Here is a 19,015-nt window from a genome sequence, read left to right as displayed (position 1 = left end):
TATTTGTTAACTCATTATACTCGCATAAAAAACAAAATCAATACTATTTATAATTATTTTAAATTTTCAATCTCTTATACCATAAAAAAACACACTCATCCCTAGGAAAGGGACGAATGTGTTTTCGTGGTTCCACCCTTGTTCCAATCTAGACGTATTTCCTCCTAGATTGCTCAAGTTCAGATAACGGCTGATACCGCCAATAATTACTAGATTACTCGTTCACTATTGAAGTTCAAAGGTGGTAAAATCATTTCTCGTGTTAGGAAGCTCACACCCTTGGCTTCCCTCTCTGTAAACCGTAAAAATGATTTCGTGTCCTTATCATTACTTTTTCGTTCATGTCTATTTGTTAATTTATTATAGTTATCAAATTTTTAAAAAGCAAGCCTATTTTTACTAACTATTTTCAAAATAATTTTTTATTATATTTCACAATAGCATTATGCAACTGCCACTCAATTTACCTATTTTGTCATTTCTCCAGTTTATAAATCAACGGTTCATATATAAAGTGAAACTTTAATCAGTGGGGATTTTGTTCATCCCCACTGATTATTAGCCTTCACCATTCGGGCTTTTACCGGCAGTTGATCCCCACCTAACTTCTTTGCTTTCGCTGAATTTTGAGGTAGGGGTGTTACTGCCCGTTAATGCGGGATAAATTCCCATTCTAAAACCCGTACATACTCACCTTACAAAATTATATCAATAAAATTTTTAATACAATCTTTTTGTATAACTTTCTTCTAAAGAACGTGCAACATCTTCTTCTGAAGCATTCACTTTCGCATGCTCTAACAACATTTTTGCTGCTGAAGGTAACTCTTTTTTATGTAACCAAGATTCTGGATCCCACATCTTAGAACGAATAAACGCTTTTGCACAATGAATGTAACACTCTTCTATTTCAACAACAATTCCAAGCAACGGATTACGTCCATTCGCCTGCATTTCTTTCAAAATTTCTTCGTCGTTTGTAATATACGCTCGGCCATTTATTCTGAGTGTCTCCCCAAGACCTGGAATAAAAAAGATTAGTCCTACACGTGGATTTGAAATAATATTCAAAATGGAGTCCATACGGCGATTTCCTGGCCTTTCTGGAATGATAATTTTATTATTATTGAGTACGTATACAAATCCAGGTGCGTCTCCTCTCGGCGAGGCGTCACACTCCCCCAACTTATTTGCAGTAGATAATACTAGAAAAGGAGATTTAGAAAGGAAATCTACACAATGGTGGTCTAATGATGAAATAACTTTTTTCAATGCTCGCTCACTTGGTTTCCCCAATATTTTCCGTAACTCTTCCTCTGTTGAAATAATCGATTTTATTTCCATACGCTCTATCTCCACTTATAATCGCCCCTTTTTCTTTATTTTCCCAAAATTCAATACGAATATTGTATAATAAAATTTGCAGAAAGGGGAATTAAAATGACAGAGTGGTTAACAATATTTGATTCTGAAAGAAATACACTTGGGAAGAAATTACGCGATGAAGTGCATCGTGACGGTGATTGGCACGAAACATTTCATTGTTGGTTTGTAGAAAAAGATGCTAAAGATATATTCTTATATTTCCAATTACGCTCTAAAAATAAAAAAGAAGCTCCAAACATTTGGGATATTACTTCAGCCGGACATATTATGCATGATGAAGATGTACAAAGTGGTGGTCTTCGTGAAATTGAAGAGGAATTAGGGCTTTCTTTCCAAACGACTGATTTAGCATACAAGGGCATTTTTAAAATAGATTATGAAATTTCAAATCTTACGGATCGCGAGTTTTGTCATATGTATTTCCACAATGTCATCAATCCACTTCCATTCGCACCAGGTGAAGAAGTAGACGATGTGATGAAAGTACATGCAACTTCTTTTCTACAACTATTAAATGGAGAAATTTCATCTTTTACAGCTATTTCTGTTTTAAACAATAAACCAATTACAATAACATTTGAAGATATTTACCCGTATGATCTTGCATACTATGAATTTGTTATAGAGAAAGGAAAAGACTTATTAAAAAATAATAGTTTATAAATAAAATAGGACTCCTAGCATTATATTGCGTGGAGTCCTATTTTTCATTATTGCTCAAGTTCCTTCAATCTTTTCTCTACTCGTATGAATAAGCAAATGATTAGTACTAGCATAAAGATCATTATAGCTAACGTTGTATGGGAGTATCTAAACAGTATACTAATAACACTTCCAATTAACATCATGATGAATCCGTTTTGCTTCATCACTTCTGCACTATACCTATTACCCGCATCCCATAATTCCTTATTTTTCATAGATCGTTTCGTACGATAACCATATGCCACATTAATATCGGTCGTTGGATTTTTTTGCAGGATAATTGCCGCAAGTATAAAAATAATACCAATCAATATGCTTATTCCTATGTTTACTAGTGCATAAATCAATTAGATCCCCCCTAACTTACACTTTCATTATACGACAAAACCCTATTTTTTTCCAATTCATAACACATTCACTTTCTCTCTTTTGATGTCTGGAACATACTCGGAAGTGTTACAAAACGTGCCCCTTTCGTTTTTAACTGCGGAATGATTTTGTCTAGTGCATCTACAGATCCTTGTAAATGCCCACCTGGTGTTGAATGTTGGAGGATGACACTTCCAGGAAATGAATTCCCTAACACATTATTTGTAATCGTATCAGCACTCACACCTTTCCAATCAACCGTATCAACACTCCACTGTACAATCATAAAATTTTGCTCTGTGGCCCATTTTAATTGATTTTCAAGTATTTCACCGTATGGCGGACGTATAAACTTCGGTGCATAACCAGCTAAACGATTTAATATTTCTTCCGTTTTTATAATTTGATTACGGTACTCATCCTCATTTACTTTCGCTAAGTTCGGATGACTATACGTATGATTACCAATTACATGCCCTTCATTTGCAATACGCTTTACTACGTTCGGAAATTTTTCTGCGTTTTCACCAAGTAAGAAAAAAGTAGCTTTTACATTATGTTGTTTTAACTTATCTAATATTTTTGGCGTAAATTCTAAATCTGGTCCATCATCAAATGTAAGAGCTACTTCCGCTTTATTATACGGTCCTGAAAATGCGTACGCATATTTTTCAACCCATGAAAATGTTGTCCACGATCCACGATCATCTGCTTTCATTTGTACTTCATAGCTTTGAGGGATATATGCGTATGGCAATGCGCTTATATATTCTCCATAATAAAGTGAGTTATATGGCATATAAGCACACGAAACATCTCGTTCTAGTCCCCATTGATATGGAGCAAACATTTGTGGCGAATAAAAATAATACATAATAAAAACCTCCCTAAAGTTTCATATGTGATTCCTCTGCACTTTGTTAGAGAAATTGTTATTCATAAACAAAAAATAAGACTGTCCTTAATTAGGACAGTCTTGCTGCTTTATATTATTAATAAATCGATGTACTATCTTTTGGCAAAGCTTTCACATGTTTTAAATAGTTCGTCACTTTATCATCATCATCTTGCGGATATTGATATTCATACGTGTTAGCGATTTCGTTCGCCACTTCTCTAAATAAATCACCCATGACAAAGAATGAATCCCATATGTTTTCATATTCTGCATTAGAAAATGTCTTTTTAAATTGCTCCCACATATCTTCTTCAAAATATTGCTCAAAATGCTTTCCAAATTTACCTGTATTAACTGTAAAGTCTGTTTTCATACCAATATGCCATTCTAGCATTACGATGAACATATCTCGCACTGGTCCTTCGAGCATACCTTTCGCATAAGAAAGTTCCTCTCGCCATAACCCTTTTGCGATATTCGTACTACACCACCAAAATTCATTACAACAATCTAAAAACTCTTTTTCTGTAGGCTTTTTTACTAAGTAATCTTTATCACTTGCTGACGGGAATTCTTCCAGACAATTATCTTTATCAAGAAGCAGTTTACTTAAACTATCTTGTCCAACGAACTTTTGTATTAACTCAACTGGAACTAGCGTTAAATCAATCCGATTCCCATCCATGAACTGCATTAAATATGGAAACTTCCCGTCTTCATCTGGTGGAACTAACGACATTTCTTCTGGCATTTGTACAATCATTATTTCTCCAAATCTATGAATCCAATTATGATTAGACGTAAAAGATTGTATATCATTTACAACATACATAATATCATAGTCTTGAAAACAATCTCTTTTCACATTTGGATTTACACGCGATCCATTCATGATAACTGCTCGAATTCTTTCATCCTCTTTTGCTATATTTATAATTACGTCTAGCATTTCTTTTTCAGTTCTCATCTATTTATAGCCTCCAATTTTTAATATACAATATAATGCTATGTATACTGGAGGTCCACGAGCTAATCTCGTTATACACGATACATGTTATAATTTTTGAAACTTCTTTTTCATCCCTTCTCCCTCCTTACATCACTCTTTTACAACTGCCATTCCTTTCAATTTACCAATGCTTTCTACCATTCGCTTTTAATTATACAGAAAATTCTGTCTCGAATACAAAAAATAAAGAAGGGACACCTACCCCTTACAGAATAGATATCCCTTCTTTTAAAGTTAAATTTAATTCCTATGGATTAGTAGACCAAAGTCCAGCAGATTTAATAAATGTACGTTTATTTAATTTCAGCTGCGCTACGATAAATTCTGCAATATCTTCTGCTTGCATTACTTTATCAGGGTTTCCATCAGTTAATCCTAAATCTACAGCCATATCAGTTGCTACTGTACTTGGAGTTAAAGCTGTTACACGAATGTTATGTTTGCGAACTTCCATCGCTAACGATTCTGTTAAGCCAAGGACACCAAATTTAGAAGCACTATATGCACTTGTTACAGGTGCACCTTTTTGTCCTGCTGTAGATGAAATGTTAATGATATCACCAGATTGTTGTTCAATCATGCTCGGTAAAGCTGCACGAGTTGCATAGTATACACCCATTAAGTTTACTTGAATGATTTTTTCCCAATCAGCAACGTCTAGTTCTAAAAACTTACCGAATTTAGAAATACCAGCGTTATTAATTAAAATATCGATAGATCCTAAATCATTTTTTAACATTTCAATCGCAGTTGTTACTTCTTCGTATGAAGAAACATCAGCAGTTGCAATAACAGCTTTTACACCTTCTGCTTCTACTTCTTTCGCTACAGCTTTTAAGTTTTCTTCTGAACGAGCTAATAAGCCTACATTTACGCCTTCTTTCGCTAATGCGATTGCTACAGCGCGACCAATCCCTCTACCTGCTCCTGTAATTAAAGCATTTTTACCTTGTAATAATTCTGCCAAGTATAACACTCCTTAATCATCTCAGTTATGTATTATATTAAAATTGTATCTATGTTTATGTAAAAAGGCAATGATGCACTTTCATGTGCGTAGGTTACTTGTAGGTAACTATAGAAACTTACTATGCATTCATTGCACGTATTTATCATTATTCATGCAAAATAAAGACACCCTCCTCATAAGAGAGTTTCTGCGTATGAAATAAAAAATGGTTCTTTATCACTACACTATTTTTCTTCATAATTAGGAATACGCACAAGAAATTCTGTTCCATTCCCTTCTTCACTCTCAACTTTTATTTCCCCATGATGAAGGTCGAGTACTTTCTTTACAATAGCTAAACCTAAGCCACTTCCTCCATAGGCACGATTTCGTGAAGAATCCGCTTTATAAAAACGCTCAAAAATATGTTGTTTCTGTTCTTCTGATATACCAATTCCTGAATCACGGATACGCACTTCCACTACTGTCTCATGTTCCTTTAACTGAATAGTAATCGTACCACCGCTTGGAGTAAATTTAATACTATTATGAATTAAATTAATCCACACTTGACTCATACTTTCTTGGTCAGCAATAACATGTACTTTTTCTAAATCTAGTTCTAACTCAATTTCTTTTTCAGCCCAGAGTGGTTCACTATTTAACACAATTTGCTTTAACTGTTGATCTAATCGATAGCTCACTCTTTCTGGTGTATACTCTTCTGATTCTAAAAGAGTTAGCTTCAATAAGTTTTGACTTAGTTTAGATAATCTCGTTGTTTCAGTTTCAATAATGGTAAGATAATGCTTTCTTTTTTCCTCAGAAAAATTATCTTCTTGTAGTGCTCTAGCAAATCCTTTTATAGAAGTTAATGGTGACTGTATTTCATGAGAAACATTCGATACAAATTCTTGTCTCATTTTCTCCATCGTATTCAGTTCATCTGTCATATCATTTATACTTTTTACGAGCACGCCAATTTCTCCATCATACTTTTCTTCATTTCGTATTTTTACGGAGAAGTCTCCTTTTGCAATTTTTTGTATCGGTTCAATAATAGTCCAAATCATCGCCTCTCGTTTTGGTCTCATTAATATTCCAATCAATGTCCAAATAAGAATAATAAATACAAAACCGACCATATCACTAATTAGAAAGGCAACAAACGGCGATACGTTTACGTCAAAAGCATTCAATATACTAGTTGCTACATAAAATGCGATAGACCAAATTATAGTAAGAAAAGAAAAGAGCGCTAATACCGCTCCAAATACTTTCAGCATCTTCAACTTACTCATTCGTTTTCTTTTTCTCATTTACTTACCTCTAAGCGATACCCTAATCCTCTTATTGTTTTAATACTAAATTTCGACTGCTCTTCTTGAAACTTCTCACGTAACCGATTAATATGAACGTCTAGTGTACGTTCATTCCCTTCAAAATCATATCCCCATATTTCTTCAATTAATTGCTCTCTCGAACAAGTTCTTCCCGATTTAGACCCTAAAGTAAAGAGCAGCTCAAATTCTTTTAACGGTAATGTAACCGTTTGTTCTCCAGACGTAACTTCGAATGTTTTACGATTTAATAATACATTTCCAACTTGAATCGATTGGGAAACTGTAATTTGATAACGTTTCAATAATGCCTTTACTCTCACTACTAATTCTATAGGGTCAAATGGTTTTACAAGATAATCATCTGTCCCAAGGTGAAATCCTTTTACTTTTTGTGATGTTTCCCCTTTGGCAGTTAGCATCAGAACCGGGATATCATAGTATTTTCTTAATTCAAAACATACATCAAACCCATCCATATTTGGCATCATGATATCAAGAATAACCATATCGACTTTTACATCATCCATTTTCCGAAGTGCATCTACTCCATCAATTGCCTCATATGTTTGAAAACCTTCTCGTTCTAAAAATACAGAAACGAGTTCCCTAATGTGTGGATCGTCGTCTACTATTAAAATTTTAGGTATCAAAGGAACCATTTCCTTTCTACTTAGCATCAATATATTTTTTAAAAATGAATCATCAGTGGAGTAAAATCCCACTGATGATTCACTTTATAATGCACCCTCTTTAATTTTCAATTGCTGCGTTGCAAACTCACGATACATATCATGCGTCTGTAATAATTCATCATGTGTACCACTTCCTGTAAGGTTGCCTTTTTCAATAAAGACAATTTTATCTGCATCTACAACAGTAGAAAGTCTATGCGCAATCACTAACGTTGTTCTGCCTTTCATTAAGTTATTTAACGCTTTTTGAACGACAGACTCAGATTTACTATCTAAGCTTGAAGTCGCCTCATCTAACATAAGAATTTGCGGATTTCGAAGTAACGCTCGGGCAATGGCAATTCGCTGTCTTTGTCCCCCAGAAAGCTTCACACCACGTTCTCCAACTTCTGTTGCATAACCGTTTGGTAAGTCATGAATAAATGCATCAACATATGCCATTGCTGCTACTTTTTCAATTTCTTCATCCGTTACTTCGCCCTCGACGCCATAACAAATATTATCACGAATTGTTCCATCAATTAACGGACTATCTTGTGATACGTAACCGATTTGACGTCGCCATGACTGTAATGAATAACTCGTAATTGATTTTTCCCCTAATTTAATGGCACCACTAGTTGGCTCATAAAAACGTTCCAATAATGAGAATAACGTTGTTTTCCCACTACCACTTGGTCCTACAATCGCTGTCACTTTTCCAGATTCAATTGTGAAATCAATATTTTTCAAAACTTGCTCTTCTTCGTTATACTCAAAATGTACATTTTCAAGAACAATCGGTTGCTTAGCATTTGTCACTTTCACACCAGTTTCATGATCTTCTACTTCATATTCTAAAATCGTACTAATTCTTTCCGTTGCACCAATTGCCTTTTGGAATTGTGTAAAGAACATAGATAATTGACTCATCGGCATTACAATTTGAACTAAATACAAAATAAACGCTACAAGTTCACCGGTTGTTAATGCACCGCTAGAAACTCGCATCCCGCCATATCCTACGATAATAACAAGTAGTGCCATTAAAACAAACGACATAACTGGTGAAATTAATGCTTGCACTTTTCCTTCTTTCAAACCAAATTGTAATAACTTTTGTATACCTGTATTACCCGTTTCATATTCTCTTTTTTCTGTATTTGAAGATTTCACTAAACGAATTTCTGATAACACTTGCGTTAACACACTTGTAAAAGATGCAGTTTCATCTTGAAGCGCTTTTGAAATCTTATACATTTTTCGTCCAAGTGGAACTAAAATTAACACAGACAACGGAATAACCGTTAAAAGTAACGCAGTCATTTTCCAATCTAAAACAAATAATACAATTAACGATCCAACAATTGAAATACCACCTGTTAATAAGTTTGACAAATGCTCAGAAATTAACGTTTTCACAACACCTGTATCATTCGTCATACGACTGATCGTATCACCTGTTCTATTTTGATCGTAATAAGATACCGGCAAGATAAGTACCTTTTTCCACAAACGTTCTCTTAGTCCCGCTACAATCTTCTGCCCAATATAATTTAGTAAATATATAGACAATCCTGCCGCAATAGTTTGCATTACAAAGAAAGCAACTAACCCAACAATTTGTCCTGCACTAATTGAAGAAAGCGAAAAATTATCTACTAATCCTTTTGTCAGCATAGGAATAAATAAACTCGCTCCCGTAGAAAGCAAACTCATTAACAACGCAAAAACTAAAATTCCTTTCGGAGGATTTGTATCTTGAATAAGGCGTAAAAACTGCCTCCAACTCCCTTTTTTTTTCATTTCATTTCTAACTTCCATTCCTGTTCATCTCCTCGTGTTAAACAAAACTGTTCTTTCTAAAATTAGAATACGATACAAATGTAAACTGAATGTAAACACACTTTTTCTATTTTTACAAAATATACATAAAAACTCATCTTTACAACAGATATAAATATCTGATATTATTACCTGGTACTTAATATTATTCTATGTAAATTATAGATAAATAATTTACAACACGATATAAATCTCCAGTTAGTGAAAGGAGTATCCTTTTTGCAAACAAATATACATTCTGAAAAGGAAACAATTATTTTTATTCATGGATTAGTTGGCAATCGTCGCGCCTTCAAAAAGGAGCAAAAACGATTTTCCGCCTCCTACAACATTATAACTTATGACTTATTAGGTCACGGTGATGATAAAGGTGAAGCAATCGACTTTTCATTACAGCGCCTCGTAGATCAATTATTAAACTTATATGAACAAGAAGGTATTAAAAAAGCTCATATTTGTGCGCTAAGTTACGGCTGTTACATCTCTACAATTTTTGCGCAAATGCATCCAGAAAAAGTATTAAGTATTTGTCATATTGGAGGACATTACAATAACCCTTCTCGTTTATATAATGTATTTCAAAATTTTTGGGAGAAGCGAGGAGATGAATACTCTAAATGGCTCTCTCAATACGCAAATACTATTTTTCCAAGTGGTATACTAAAAGCAAATCCGTTCGCAGTCATTTCAAGAAATATTTACTACCGTTTCGGATTACAATTACATTCATCCATAATTGCCCAGTCATTACGACATCGGTTAGAATTCGATTTAAAATCTAAATTAAAATCACTTCCTCACCCTATACTATGGGTAATGGGAGAGCATGATCATCTCTATAAATCTTGTCTATTTGATTTAAAATCTATTTTACCTAACGTTCTATATAAGGAAATACCGTTAGCAGGACATGCAGCGAACTTATTTCGTCCTAACTATTTCCATGACTTATATGATCGATTTTTAAATGGAAAGTTAAAATAAAAACTATTAAACTTCCAATTTATTCAACTATAAAAAGGCTTCCCAAGTTTCCTTGGAAAGCCTTTTCTCTATACGAAAAGTATATAAAACTACTTTTTCTTAGTATGCTTTTGTGTAACCAGTTAGATGTTTAGCCCAGTAAGAGTTATTAATTGAACTAATTCTTACACCAACTTTTTCATTCTCCGCACTAATGAACTGACCATTTCCTAAATAAATACCCATGTGAGAAAGACCTTTTTTATAAGTATTAGAGAAGTATACTAAATCACCTGGTTGTGGATTGCTTGTTTTTGTTTTCGAACTCCAGTATCCAGCAACATCTAAACGGCTACCTTTATGACCAGTTTGATTTAATACGTAGTAAATGAATCCACTGCAATCGAAACCTCCTTTAGGAGTTTCACCACCGAATACATATTTCGAACGATCTAAAGATCTAGCGAATCCAGCGATTGAAGATGTATCTCCACCTGTTGTTGGTTGTTGAACGTTATTTGTAACGTTGTTTACTCCGCCTTTTACAAACTTAACGAAGTCTGCACTTACATAACCTGTGCGGCCGTTATGGTTAATTTTGTACCAACCATTTTCAGCACCAGTAACGTTTAATACTTTACCATTTGTTACTCCACCGATTACAGCGTTGTATGTAGCTGGGCCTGTACGTACTTTTAAAGCACCAGTGTTAACAACATAAGAACCACCAGTTTGAACTGTTGTAGTATTGTTGTTTGTAGTTGGTTGTTGTGTTTCGTTAGATACAGCAGAACCACCTTTTGTTACGAAGTCTTTGCTTACGTATCCAGTTCCACCATTGAAGTTGATTTTAAACCAATCTTGTACTTCACCTACAACTTGTACTGTTTTACCTTTGTTTACAGAACCTAATACTGTATGAGATGTACTTGGGCCTGTACGTACGTTAAGTGAAGAAACGTTTACTGTGTAAGTACCTGTTCCTTGTTGAACAGTCGTTCCTGTTTTGCCACCAGTCGTTACGAAGTCACCACTTACATAACCTGTTTGACCATTTACGTTTACTTTGAACCAACCGTTTTCTTGTCCAACTACTTGTAGCACTTGACCTGATTTCACTTTAGAAATAACGTTATGTCCTGTACCAGCACCTGAACGAACATTTAATACATCAGCAGTTACTGTGTATTTTAATTCAGAAGTTGTTTCTACAGTTTTTGTTTCAGTTACAGTCGTTTGAGTTTGAGTTTGTCCATTAATTTCTTTTAGCGCTTCATTTGAAACTTGTGCATGAGCAGAATCCATTCCTGGAACTGCAACGCCAGCTATAGAAGCTGCTGCTAAACCTGCAATTACTTTTTTCATAAGTTGTCTTTACTTCCTTTCCCTACTATCCTCTTAAAAAAAACTTAAAACTTTAATACTTTACAATATTATCAAAGTAAAATATTCATCCAGTTCCATTTTTTAGCAAGAGTTTTATTTTTCACACAGAGTTCATTTTAAATGAACAAAGTGAAATCCGTGTGAACTTCATGTGAACTTTATCATTAATTATAGTGTTTTTGCAATGATTTTTTCAAATTTCTCATATATCGCATGAAAATTCGACATTTCATTTAATATCTCAATATAAAACATCCCTTTTCTATCTTCTATAAAAAATTCTATTAACCTAATACAAACCACATTATGTATTTCCTTATAAAGCTCCTTACATGAAGTATACTTTCATCATGACAAAAATCACTCTATTTATCAATAGTATAATATTTTTAGAAAACTAAATTTCTATACTATCTACATTTTTGAAATAATTTGACGAATTGTAAGATTTATTTCACAAAAGCCATTTCTCCTTTAAAGAAAACACACACTATATCAACTGTTCTCTTTTTCCCATAATGGAATTTATAGGATATTTATAGTATTATATACATATCTTAATAAAAAAGAATTTTAGCGAATTGATTAAAGTTTCATTCCCTTATAAAATGAAACTTTAATCAGTAAGGGTTTTATACATCCTCCGCTAATTATTAACCCTCACCACTCGGGCTGCTCATTAATACGGAGTTTTATTGGAATAAAAAGAGGAGGCATATTTGTGAGAAATATAATAGATGATCCAATACAAAAAAACATAGAGCTATACTATGCTTTTATTCAATTCGTTTCAATGATAACATTACAAAAAGTATCAGCTATTGAAACACGTAAAAATGAATTAAAAAATCAGATGAAAAATGCCGGACAAAAAAACCCTTATTACGTATAAAAAAAGGTGAACAGGTTATATTCCTGTTCACCTTTTTAAATTATTTATAAATTTTCACACGGTCTTCTAGCGGTTGGAATTCTTTTTCACCAGCATGTACTACCGGTTTACCAAATGGCATTTGCGCAATAAGTTTCCAATTCTCTGGAACATCCCACTCTTTTCTCACTTCTTCATCAATTAGCGGATTGTAATGCTGTAACGTAGCACCAAACCCTTCAATTTCTAAAGCTGTCCAAATTGCAAATTGTAACATTCCTGATGATTGCTGAGACCAAGTTGGGAAATTATCTTTATATAATGCAAAGTTAGCTTGAAGGCTTTCCACTACTTCACTGTCTTCAAAATATAAAACCGTTCCATAACCACTTTTAAATGCATTCATTTTTTCTTCAGTAGGTGCAAAGTTATTTTCAGGTACAATTTTTCGTAACGTTTCTTTCGTAATATCCCATAATTTATCATTTTGTTCTCCTAATAAAACAACAACGCGAGCACTTTGAGAATTAAAAGCTGAAGGTGTATGTTTTACAGCATGATAAATCACTTCTTGAATTTTCTCATCAGAAACTACTTGCTCTTTACTAATTGCATAAATAGATCTTCTGTCTTCAATTGCTGAGTAAAAATCTTTTGCCATCATAATTCCCTCCAATTTTCAATTGAGGCTATTTCATATGTATATATCATATTACGCCCCTCAAACTTATTATTAATAAGCTTATAACTTTATAATATCACAGCAACAAACAAACTCAAATAATAACACTTATATTTAGAAGCTTTTTCCTTTTTAAAATAAAAATAAAAAGACTGTTTGTTGTTATCTAAAATTAGTAACAACAAACAGTCTTACTTATGTAGCGATCTAGATTCGTATTTTACTTACTTACTTACTTAATTAACTAATCCAAATGCATACGACATTAACTTATTTGTCTCTGTAAAACGTTTTGTTTTACTTGATGTCCCCATGACCACTGTAATAATTCGATTATCACCTTGCTTTGCAGTCCCAGTAAAACAGTATCCTGCGCTATCTGTAAATCCAGTCTTTAGTCCGTCCATTCCTTCTATATATAAACTTTTATTATTTTTGTTTAACATGTCGTTTGTGCTTATAACATTAATATTATTAAATGCTAGCTGACTTTGACGTAAGTGAGTCACTTCTAATATTTCCGGATAATCTTTTATAAGATGATACGCCAATTTTGCTACATCACCAGCCGTCATTTTTGTTTCACTTCCATCCGGCTCTTGTAATCCAGAAGCATTTGCAAATTTAGCATGTTCCGACATTTTTAACTGTTTCGCTTTTGCATCCATAAGCTGAACGAAATCTTTCTCCGATTTTGCCATATGTTCTGCTAAAGCCACAGCCGAATTATTAGCTGACTCAATCATTAATGCATGATATAAATCTTTAACAGTTAATGTGTCATTAACTTGTACTGGGATTCTCGCTCCTTCTGTTTGTGCCGCCTTCGCACTCATTTTTACTGGATCTTCCCAGCGAACTTTCCCGTTATGTATACTCTCTAGTAAGAGATACGCTGTCATCATCTTAGACATACTAGCCGGTGCAAAAGCTTCATTTTCATTATATTGATAAATAATATCTCCATCACTCGCATCGATAATCATAGCTGCTTTTGCGTTAATTTCTGGTGGGATGTACTTTGGCGGGACTACTTTTTCAGTAAATCCTGCTTTAGGTAGTTCTGCCACTTGCAAAGGTTGTCCCTCTACATTCGCTATGCTCTTTTGATTTCCTTGGAATAAGAACCAACATATCCCTAAAATAATAACTAATAGGACTGTCATCCTTCCCCATTTTAACCGATTCATTTCAAAACTCCTTTAGCAAACCTTTTATACACTCACATTTAACCTTAACAACAATTCCTTTATACAGTCAAGGTAAAAGGTATATTTATTCATAGTACAGCAATGATTATTTTAATTTATTTATGTTAAACTTACAATATTGAAACGTAAGAATATTCAATAATAAAATCTCGTAAATAAAGCGAAACTTTAATCAGCCCCCCAATCGGGCTACCCGTCAAATAGCGAGATAAACTATTTAATAGAAGGGATTCATACAAATGCTACTTCCAAAATCATTAAAATACGGAGACACAGTTGGGATCTACTCCCCTTCTTCACCAGTAACCTACACTTCTCCAAAAAGATTTGAACGAGCAAAATCTTACTTACAACAGAAAGGGTTTCATATATTAGAAGGTTCATTAACAGGTCGATATGATTTTTATCGTTCTGGTAGTATACAAGAGCGTGCTGAGGAACTAAATGTCTTGATAAGAAATCCTAATGTTTCTTGTATTATGTCAACAATTGGTGGGATGAATTCAAATTCAATATTACCTTATATTGATTATGATGCTTTTCTAAATAACCCTAAAATAATGATTGGATATTCAGATGCAACTGCTTTATTACTAGGAATTTATGCTAAAACAGGAATCCCTACATTTTATGGGCCAGCTCTCATCCCTTCCTTTGGCGAATTTGAACCTTTTGTTAATTGCACATACAAATATTTTGCAGAAACTTTACTACATGATCAATCTCTTCCTTATCATATAAAACAACCATTATTTTGGTCAGATGAATTTATTAATTGGGAAGAAAAGACGAAGGAGAAAGAACTTCGACCAAACGATTGGATTTCAGTAATTGATGGAAAAGCTACTGGGCGTATTATTGGCGGGAATTTAAACACGATACAAGGAATTTTGGGTAGCCCCTATATGCCACATATTCAAGAAGGCGACCTTCTCTTTATTGAGGACAGTTCAAAAGATGCAGCTACTATTGAAAGAAGCTTTTCATTACTTAAAATTAACGGTGTATTCGATAAAATTTCAGGTATCATTCTTGGAAAACACGAGCAATTTGATGATTGTGGTACCAATCGAAAACCTTTTGAAATACTATTAGAAGTACTTCAAAATCAAAGAATTCCTTTTCTAGCTGACTTCGATTGTTGTCATACACATCCAATGATTACCATACCTATCGGTGTTCAAGTAGAGTTGGATGCAACAAATAAAACGATACATATTGTAGAACCTTGGAAAAAATGAATGCATAGCTTCTATTGTTTTACAATAAAAGCCATGATACTATATAATTTGGAATGTGAAAGGTTAAACAAAATACGTTCCAATATATATCATTAGAAAAATTAGGTATAAATATATATTTATATGCAAAAGAGAGTGAATAAATGAAACCAACTATTAAAAATTACGTATTTTTACATGTAGCTTTTTTGATATATTCTATCATTATGGTTTACATGAAATGGGCAGCTAAATTCCCCATTGCTTCCATCTCATTTTTTGTTGCTTATTTCGGATTAGTTATACTTTTATTCGGATATGCAATTTTATGGCAACAAGTAATTAAACATTTCGAAATTTCAAAAGCATATTCACATCGCGGGATTATTATACTGTGGTCAATGCTTTGGTCAGTATTTCTATTTGGAGATACGATTCAGTGGAATCATCTACTTGGTGCAGCTATTATTATCGTCGGAATTGTGGTGGTGACAAAAGATGAATAGTTATATGTTATTATTTATTTTCGGGATAATTTTAGCTAATTACTCACAAATATTATTAAAAAAAGCTACTTTGCAACAATACGATTCTAGAATAAAAGAATATGTGAATCCTTATGTTATTATCGGCTACTCTTTATTTGTAATTAACGCCGGATTAAATGTTATCGCCATGAAGGGCATGGCATTAAAACAAGCATCAGCATTAGAATCCTTAAGTTATATCATCATATTAATTTTTGGTTGGTATTTCCTAGGAGAAAAAATAACGAAACGTAAACTCATCGGCAACATGATTATTATCGTTGGTGTAATCGTTTATTGTATCCAATAGTAAAAAGCTCCGTTTATCACAAACGGAGCTTTTTACTATTGACCTAAATTTTGCACTTTATCTTTCAAATCTCGAACTTGATCTACCGTCTGCATAAGCTCAGAGTTTTTAAATTGCTCTACATCCACTTTCCCTTCTTCTATCTTTGTCATCGCCGTATCAATTAACGTATTTAACTTTTCGTTATATCCGACGATTTGTTGATGAAGATCCTTTGCTACATCAGGTGGCGTTAATTCATTGAATGCGGGTATATCTTGTTTAATTTCACTAAGCTTCGTTTCTAATTCTTTTCGAGCCTCACTATCATTGACGGCCTTTTCTGCTAATGCTGGTGCATCATTTGCAAATGCACTTATTTTATTTACATAGTCTGTCGCCTTTTGAGCATAATCTATGGAGTTCTTTCCTTCTTCCACTATTGAACATCCCATTAAACCAATTGAAACTATAAATACTAATAAAATTGATTTTATTTTCATTTTAGACTCCCTTCGTCTTTATCATTGTCTGTAATTTTCTCTATACATAACTTCTAGCTAAATTGTTTATAACCTTTTTCAAATAGCTATTTACCCTCTTACATGCCCTATTATCGTTACAACATCTATTTCTATATGTACGCTTATAATATCTTCAATTATATCCATATACCCTTGTCCTATAGCTGTTCCATAGTGTAATGTAAGCCCCTTCTTTTCATACACTGACTTTGGCACTGAAAAAATAAATCTCCTCAAGTTTCTTTCATCAGCTGGTTCCATAATTAAAACAATCCCATCCTCATCAAACATATACGCTCGCCCTCCAACTTTACATTCACTATGGCTCAGTATTGCCTTGGTCAGCAAAATTTAAAACATAATAAGTTAAGATACACTCCGCTCTATCATAAAGTGAAACTTTAATTAACCCTCACCAGTCGAGTCTTTATCGGCGAATAGCGAGATAAAAATAAAAAGCATTCATTCTTTTTTGTTAAGAATAAATGCTTTTTAAAAAATCAATTTCTAACTCTAGCATCTTTTTTTGACGAGGTTTTACTTTCCTTACGGGAACTCCAGCGTAAATATACCAATCATCTAAACTCTCTTTTACCATACTCATCGCGCCGACTGCCGTACCTTCTCCTACAATTACATTTGGAAAAATAATAGAATTGGCACCAATAATCACATGTTTTTTTAAAATAACTTTTTCTGCTTTCACATTCCTATATTGATTCGGGACGGTTGGCCCCATTAATGTATTTCCACTGAAATCATCAAGTACTGCATATACGATTGTTTTAGCTGAGATGTTTGCAAAATCATGCATTTCAATCCCAACTTCCCCTCCATATAACGCTGTATACGCTGATATGTGCGAATAACTTCCAATTGTGATTTTACCACTTAAAATGCAAAAATCATCAATTCTTACATGATTGCCAACTGATATAGCACTCGGATTATATATACTTGCTTTTTTACTAACCAATACATTTTTCCCAACAGATAAAAATCCAATTTCCTTTAGTTCTTCTTGACTATAAAAACTATTCATCTACCGACACCACCTTCTGCTCTAAACAGATTACAATTTGCTCTACTAGTTCTTTCGTCATTCCTTCCCATAAAGGTAAACTTACGATTCGTTTTGCTATTTTATTCGTCTTTGTTAAATCTGTAGACTTATAGTTTTTAAAAAGAACTTGTTGGTGGCAAGATGGTGAAAAGTATAATCTAGCTTCTATTTTCTGTTTTTTCAGTTCTTCTATTACTTGTATGTTGCGAACTTCTTCTGGACAAATGATAGGCATAAATTGGTGAATAACTGCTTCTGTCTTTTGGACTTTCCACCCTTTTTTCATTAACCCAGTATTTTGTAATAACTGTTTATACCATTCAGAAATACGAGTGCGTTCTTTTAATTTTTGATCCCACTTTTTTATAGTCGCAATCCCAATAGCTGCTGCGTATTCAGACATTTTACAATTAAACCCCATCATCGTGCATTCACGATTTTTATCAAATCCGAAATTCCCCATTCTTTTAATACGTTGTATATCTTCTTCGTTTTTACTATATATGAGCCCTCCTTCACCAATTCCGAAAGGCTTTGTTGCATGAAAGCTATATACGATCATTCCACTAAAATCTTGACCGTAATGCATTCCTCCATTCATTAAACCAAATCCCGGCGCCGCATCTACGACAACCGGAATCCCCTTCTTCTCTAATTCTTCATATTCTTCTAAGTTCATCCATGATCCAAAAGTGGCGTACGGGACAACAATCGCAACCTCTTCTTTTAATTCTTCTATCTTATGCAAAAGTACGGTTTTATCCATATACCAATCATCTATTGAAATATCAATAAAGTAAGGTTCCAATCCACACCAAATAGCGGCTAAGGCAGTCGCAGGGAATGTAAAGCTAGGCATGAGAGCATACTTTCCCTTTCTTCTTTTCTTTAGTTGAATAGCCGCCATTAACCCTAACGTTGCGTTTGCTACTGTTGTAACAGCTCCCCTGTTTTGAAAAAATGACGACATAATTGTTTCCTCAAAACGTTGATTTATAGGTCCATAATTCGTATATATGTGAGATGTATCAATTTCCTTCAATTCGTCCAAATACTCACTTACAGGTACAGTTGAAGCACGTAAAAAAGGAATACTCTCCATAT

21 protein-coding genes and 1 other annotated feature are annotated in these 19,015 nt (G+C 33.7%); of the genes, 6 read left to right on the top strand and 15 right to left on the bottom strand.

Annotated features, from left to right (window positions below; translation table 11 throughout):
• Positions 1-105: 105 nt before the first annotated feature.
• Positions 106-337 (bottom strand) — a binding site (T-box leader).
• Positions 338-720: 383 nt separating this feature from the next.
• On the bottom strand, positions 721-1,359 hold the full coding sequence (locus CGQ22_RS16230; RefSeq protein WP_089148986.1) for a pyridoxamine 5'-phosphate oxidase family protein: 639 nt from the start codon (positions 1,357-1,359) through the stop codon (positions 721-723).
• 81 nt (positions 1,360-1,440) lie between these two features.
• Here CGQ22_RS16230 and CGQ22_RS16225 point away from each other — a divergent pair, with 81 nt between their 5' ends.
• Complete coding sequence (locus CGQ22_RS16225; RefSeq protein ID WP_089148985.1) at positions 1,441-2,049, top strand: NUDIX hydrolase; 609 nt, start codon at positions 1,441-1,443, stop codon at positions 2,047-2,049.
• Positions 2,050-2,096: 47 nt separating this feature from the next.
• Here the strand turns inward: CGQ22_RS16225 and CGQ22_RS16220 are convergent, their stop codons facing one another.
• The 7 genes from CGQ22_RS16220 to CGQ22_RS16190 form a co-directional block, all read right to left on the bottom strand.
• On the bottom strand, positions 2,097-2,435 hold the full coding sequence (locus CGQ22_RS16220; RefSeq protein WP_139032820.1) for an SdpI family protein: 339 nt from the start codon (positions 2,433-2,435) through the stop codon (positions 2,097-2,099).
• Positions 2,436-2,506: 71 nt separating this feature from the next.
• Positions 2,507-3,334 (bottom strand): peptidoglycan-N-acetylglucosamine deacetylase, encoded by an 828-nt coding sequence (locus tag CGQ22_RS16215; RefSeq protein WP_089148983.1) that lies wholly within the window; start codon positions 3,332-3,334, stop codon positions 2,507-2,509.
• A 118-nt stretch (positions 3,335-3,452) separates the two neighbouring features.
• Entirely contained in the window at positions 3,453-4,325 is an 873-nt protein-coding gene (locus CGQ22_RS16210) for an aminoglycoside 6-adenylyltransferase (RefSeq protein WP_089148982.1), read from the bottom strand.
• 289 nt (positions 4,326-4,614) lie between these two features.
• On the bottom strand, positions 4,615-5,334 hold the full coding sequence (locus CGQ22_RS16205) for a 3-ketoacyl-ACP reductase (protein ID WP_061664158.1): 720 nt from the start codon (positions 5,332-5,334) through the stop codon (positions 4,615-4,617).
• Positions 5,335-5,561: 227 nt separating this feature from the next.
• Complete coding sequence (hitS, locus tag CGQ22_RS16200) at positions 5,562-6,635, bottom strand: envelope stress sensor histidine kinase HitS (RefSeq protein WP_139032735.1); 1,074 nt, start codon at positions 6,633-6,635, stop codon at positions 5,562-5,564.
• Positions 6,632-7,309: an envelope stress response regulator transcription factor HitR gene (gene hitR, locus CGQ22_RS16195; RefSeq protein ID WP_000612415.1), complete on the bottom strand. Its 678-nt coding sequence runs from the start codon at positions 7,307-7,309 to the stop codon at positions 6,632-6,634. Before hitR ends, hitS begins: the two co-directional genes overlap by 4 nt.
• A gap of 84 nt (positions 7,310-7,393) precedes the next feature.
• Positions 7,394-9,154, bottom strand: coding sequence for an ABC transporter ATP-binding protein (locus CGQ22_RS16190; RefSeq protein WP_089148981.1), 1,761 nt, complete (start codon positions 9,152-9,154; stop codon positions 7,394-7,396).
• Positions 9,155-9,394: 240 nt separating this feature from the next.
• Here CGQ22_RS16190 and CGQ22_RS16185 point away from each other — a divergent pair, with 240 nt between their 5' ends.
• On the top strand, positions 9,395-10,159 hold the full coding sequence (locus tag CGQ22_RS16185; RefSeq protein WP_001194306.1) for an alpha/beta fold hydrolase: 765 nt from the start codon (positions 9,395-9,397) through the stop codon (positions 10,157-10,159).
• A gap of 99 nt (positions 10,160-10,258) precedes the next feature.
• On the opposite strand, the gene entFM is transcribed toward CGQ22_RS16185, so the two are convergent.
• Positions 10,259-11,503: an enterotoxin EntFM gene (entFM, locus tag CGQ22_RS16180; protein ID WP_089148980.1), complete on the bottom strand. Its 1,245-nt coding sequence runs from the start codon at positions 11,501-11,503 to the stop codon at positions 10,259-10,261.
• A 742-nt stretch (positions 11,504-12,245) separates the two neighbouring features.
• Here entFM and CGQ22_RS16175 point away from each other — a divergent pair.
• Complete coding sequence (locus tag CGQ22_RS16175) at positions 12,246-12,416, top strand: hypothetical protein (RefSeq protein ID WP_001244279.1); 171 nt, start codon at positions 12,246-12,248, stop codon at positions 12,414-12,416.
• Positions 12,417-12,456: 40 nt separating this feature from the next.
• Here CGQ22_RS16175 and CGQ22_RS16170 read toward each other — a convergent pair whose 3' ends face one another.
• Complete coding sequence (locus tag CGQ22_RS16170; protein ID WP_175423357.1) at positions 12,457-13,059, bottom strand: nitroreductase family protein; 603 nt, start codon at positions 13,057-13,059, stop codon at positions 12,457-12,459.
• Between the two features lie 254 nt (positions 13,060-13,313).
• A complete protein-coding gene (locus CGQ22_RS16165; RefSeq protein WP_089148978.1) occupies positions 13,314-14,267 on the bottom strand; it encodes a D-alanyl-D-alanine carboxypeptidase family protein in 954 nt (317 codons plus the stop codon).
• A gap of 260 nt (positions 14,268-14,527) precedes the next feature.
• On the opposite strand from CGQ22_RS16165, the gene CGQ22_RS16160 reads away from it, so the two are divergent.
• The 3 genes from CGQ22_RS16160 to CGQ22_RS16150 all read left to right on the top strand — a co-directional run bounded on the left by CGQ22_RS16160 (position 14,528) and on the right by CGQ22_RS16150 (position 16,345).
• Complete coding sequence (locus tag CGQ22_RS16160) at positions 14,528-15,529, top strand: S66 family peptidase (RefSeq protein WP_089148977.1); 1,002 nt, start codon at positions 14,528-14,530, stop codon at positions 15,527-15,529.
• 143 nt (positions 15,530-15,672) lie between these two features.
• Entirely contained in the window at positions 15,673-16,014 is a 342-nt protein-coding gene (locus CGQ22_RS16155) for an EamA family transporter (protein ID WP_000805125.1), read from the top strand.
• Positions 16,007-16,345: an EamA family transporter gene (locus CGQ22_RS16150; RefSeq protein WP_001089868.1), complete on the top strand. Its 339-nt coding sequence runs from the start codon at positions 16,007-16,009 to the stop codon at positions 16,343-16,345. Before CGQ22_RS16155 ends, CGQ22_RS16150 begins: the two co-directional genes overlap by 8 nt.
• 35 nt (positions 16,346-16,380) lie before the next feature.
• Here CGQ22_RS16150 and CGQ22_RS16145 read toward each other — a convergent pair whose 3' ends face one another.
• From CGQ22_RS16145 to CGQ22_RS16130, 4 genes are all read right to left on the bottom strand, one after another.
• Positions 16,381-16,827, bottom strand: a complete 447-nt coding sequence (locus CGQ22_RS16145; protein WP_046945384.1) for a DUF6376 family protein — start codon at positions 16,825-16,827, stop codon at positions 16,381-16,383.
• 90 nt (positions 16,828-16,917) lie between these two features.
• The gene (locus CGQ22_RS16140; protein ID WP_000459099.1) at positions 16,918-17,139 is read right to left on the bottom strand and encodes a hypothetical protein; all 222 of its coding nucleotides are present in this window, start codon (positions 17,137-17,139) and stop codon (positions 16,918-16,920) included.
• 184 nt (positions 17,140-17,323) lie between these two features.
• The gene (locus tag CGQ22_RS16135) at positions 17,324-17,890 is read right to left on the bottom strand and encodes an acyltransferase (protein WP_001084165.1); all 567 of its coding nucleotides are present in this window, start codon (positions 17,888-17,890) and stop codon (positions 17,324-17,326) included.
• Positions 17,883-19,013, bottom strand: coding sequence for a DegT/DnrJ/EryC1/StrS aminotransferase family protein (locus CGQ22_RS16130; RefSeq protein ID WP_000443945.1), 1,131 nt, complete (start codon positions 19,011-19,013; stop codon positions 17,883-17,885). Before CGQ22_RS16130 ends, CGQ22_RS16135 begins: the two co-directional genes overlap by 8 nt.
• Positions 19,014-19,015 lie beyond the last annotated feature (2 nt).

Origin of the sequence: Bacillus sp. M13(2017) (assembly GCF_002218325.1) — a bacterium.
GTDB lineage: Bacteria > Bacillota > Bacilli > Bacillales > Bacillaceae_G > Bacillus_A > Bacillus_A thuringiensis_K.
Note: the sequence above shows the minus strand (reverse complement) of the source record. Positions and strands in the feature narration are given on the sequence as shown.

Bases quoted from the DNA above. Each gene is read 5' to 3' on its own strand.
- CGQ22_RS16170 (WP_175423357.1), bottom strand. From the start codon at position 13,059: ATGATGGCAAAAGATTTTTACTCAGCAATTGAAGACAGAAGATCTATT.
- CGQ22_RS16160 (WP_089148977.1), top strand. From the start codon at position 14,528: ATGCTACTTCCAAAATCATTAAAATACGGAGACACAGTTGGGATCTAC.
- CGQ22_RS16165 (WP_089148978.1), bottom strand. From the start codon at position 14,267: ATGAATCGGTTAAAATGGGGAAGGATGACAGTCCTATTAGTTATTATT.
- hitS (WP_139032735.1), bottom strand. From the start codon at position 6,635: ATGAGAAAAAGAAAACGAATGAGTAAGTTGAAGATGCTGAAAGTATTT.
- CGQ22_RS16225 (WP_089148985.1), top strand. From the start codon at position 1,441: ATGACAGAGTGGTTAACAATATTTGATTCTGAAAGAAATACACTTGGG.
- entFM (WP_089148980.1), bottom strand. From the start codon at position 11,503: ATGAAAAAAGTAATTGCAGGTTTAGCAGCAGCTTCTATAGCTGGCGTT.
- CGQ22_RS16140 (WP_000459099.1), bottom strand. From the start codon at position 17,139: ATGTTTGATGAGGATGGGATTGTTTTAATTATGGAACCAGCTGATGAA.
- CGQ22_RS16190 (WP_089148981.1), bottom strand. From the start codon at position 9,154: ATGGAAGTTAGAAATGAAATGAAAAAAAAAGGGAGTTGGAGGCAGTTT.
- CGQ22_RS16135 (WP_001084165.1), bottom strand. From the start codon at position 17,890: ATGAATAGTTTTTATAGTCAAGAAGAACTAAAGGAAATTGGATTTTTA.
- CGQ22_RS16145 (WP_046945384.1), bottom strand. From the start codon at position 16,827: ATGAAAATAAAATCAATTTTATTAGTATTTATAGTTTCAATTGGTTTA.
- CGQ22_RS16155 (WP_000805125.1), top strand. From the start codon at position 15,673: ATGAAACCAACTATTAAAAATTACGTATTTTTACATGTAGCTTTTTTG.
- CGQ22_RS16215 (WP_089148983.1), bottom strand. From the start codon at position 3,334: ATGTATTATTTTTATTCGCCACAAATGTTTGCTCCATATCAATGGGGA.
- CGQ22_RS16130 (WP_000443945.1), bottom strand. From the start codon at position 19,013: ATGGAGAGTATTCCTTTTTTACGTGCTTCAACTGTACCTGTAAGTGAG.
- CGQ22_RS16210 (WP_089148982.1), bottom strand. From the start codon at position 4,325: ATGAGAACTGAAAAAGAAATGCTAGACGTAATTATAAATATAGCAAAA.
- CGQ22_RS16150 (WP_001089868.1), top strand. From the start codon at position 16,007: ATGAATAGTTATATGTTATTATTTATTTTCGGGATAATTTTAGCTAAT.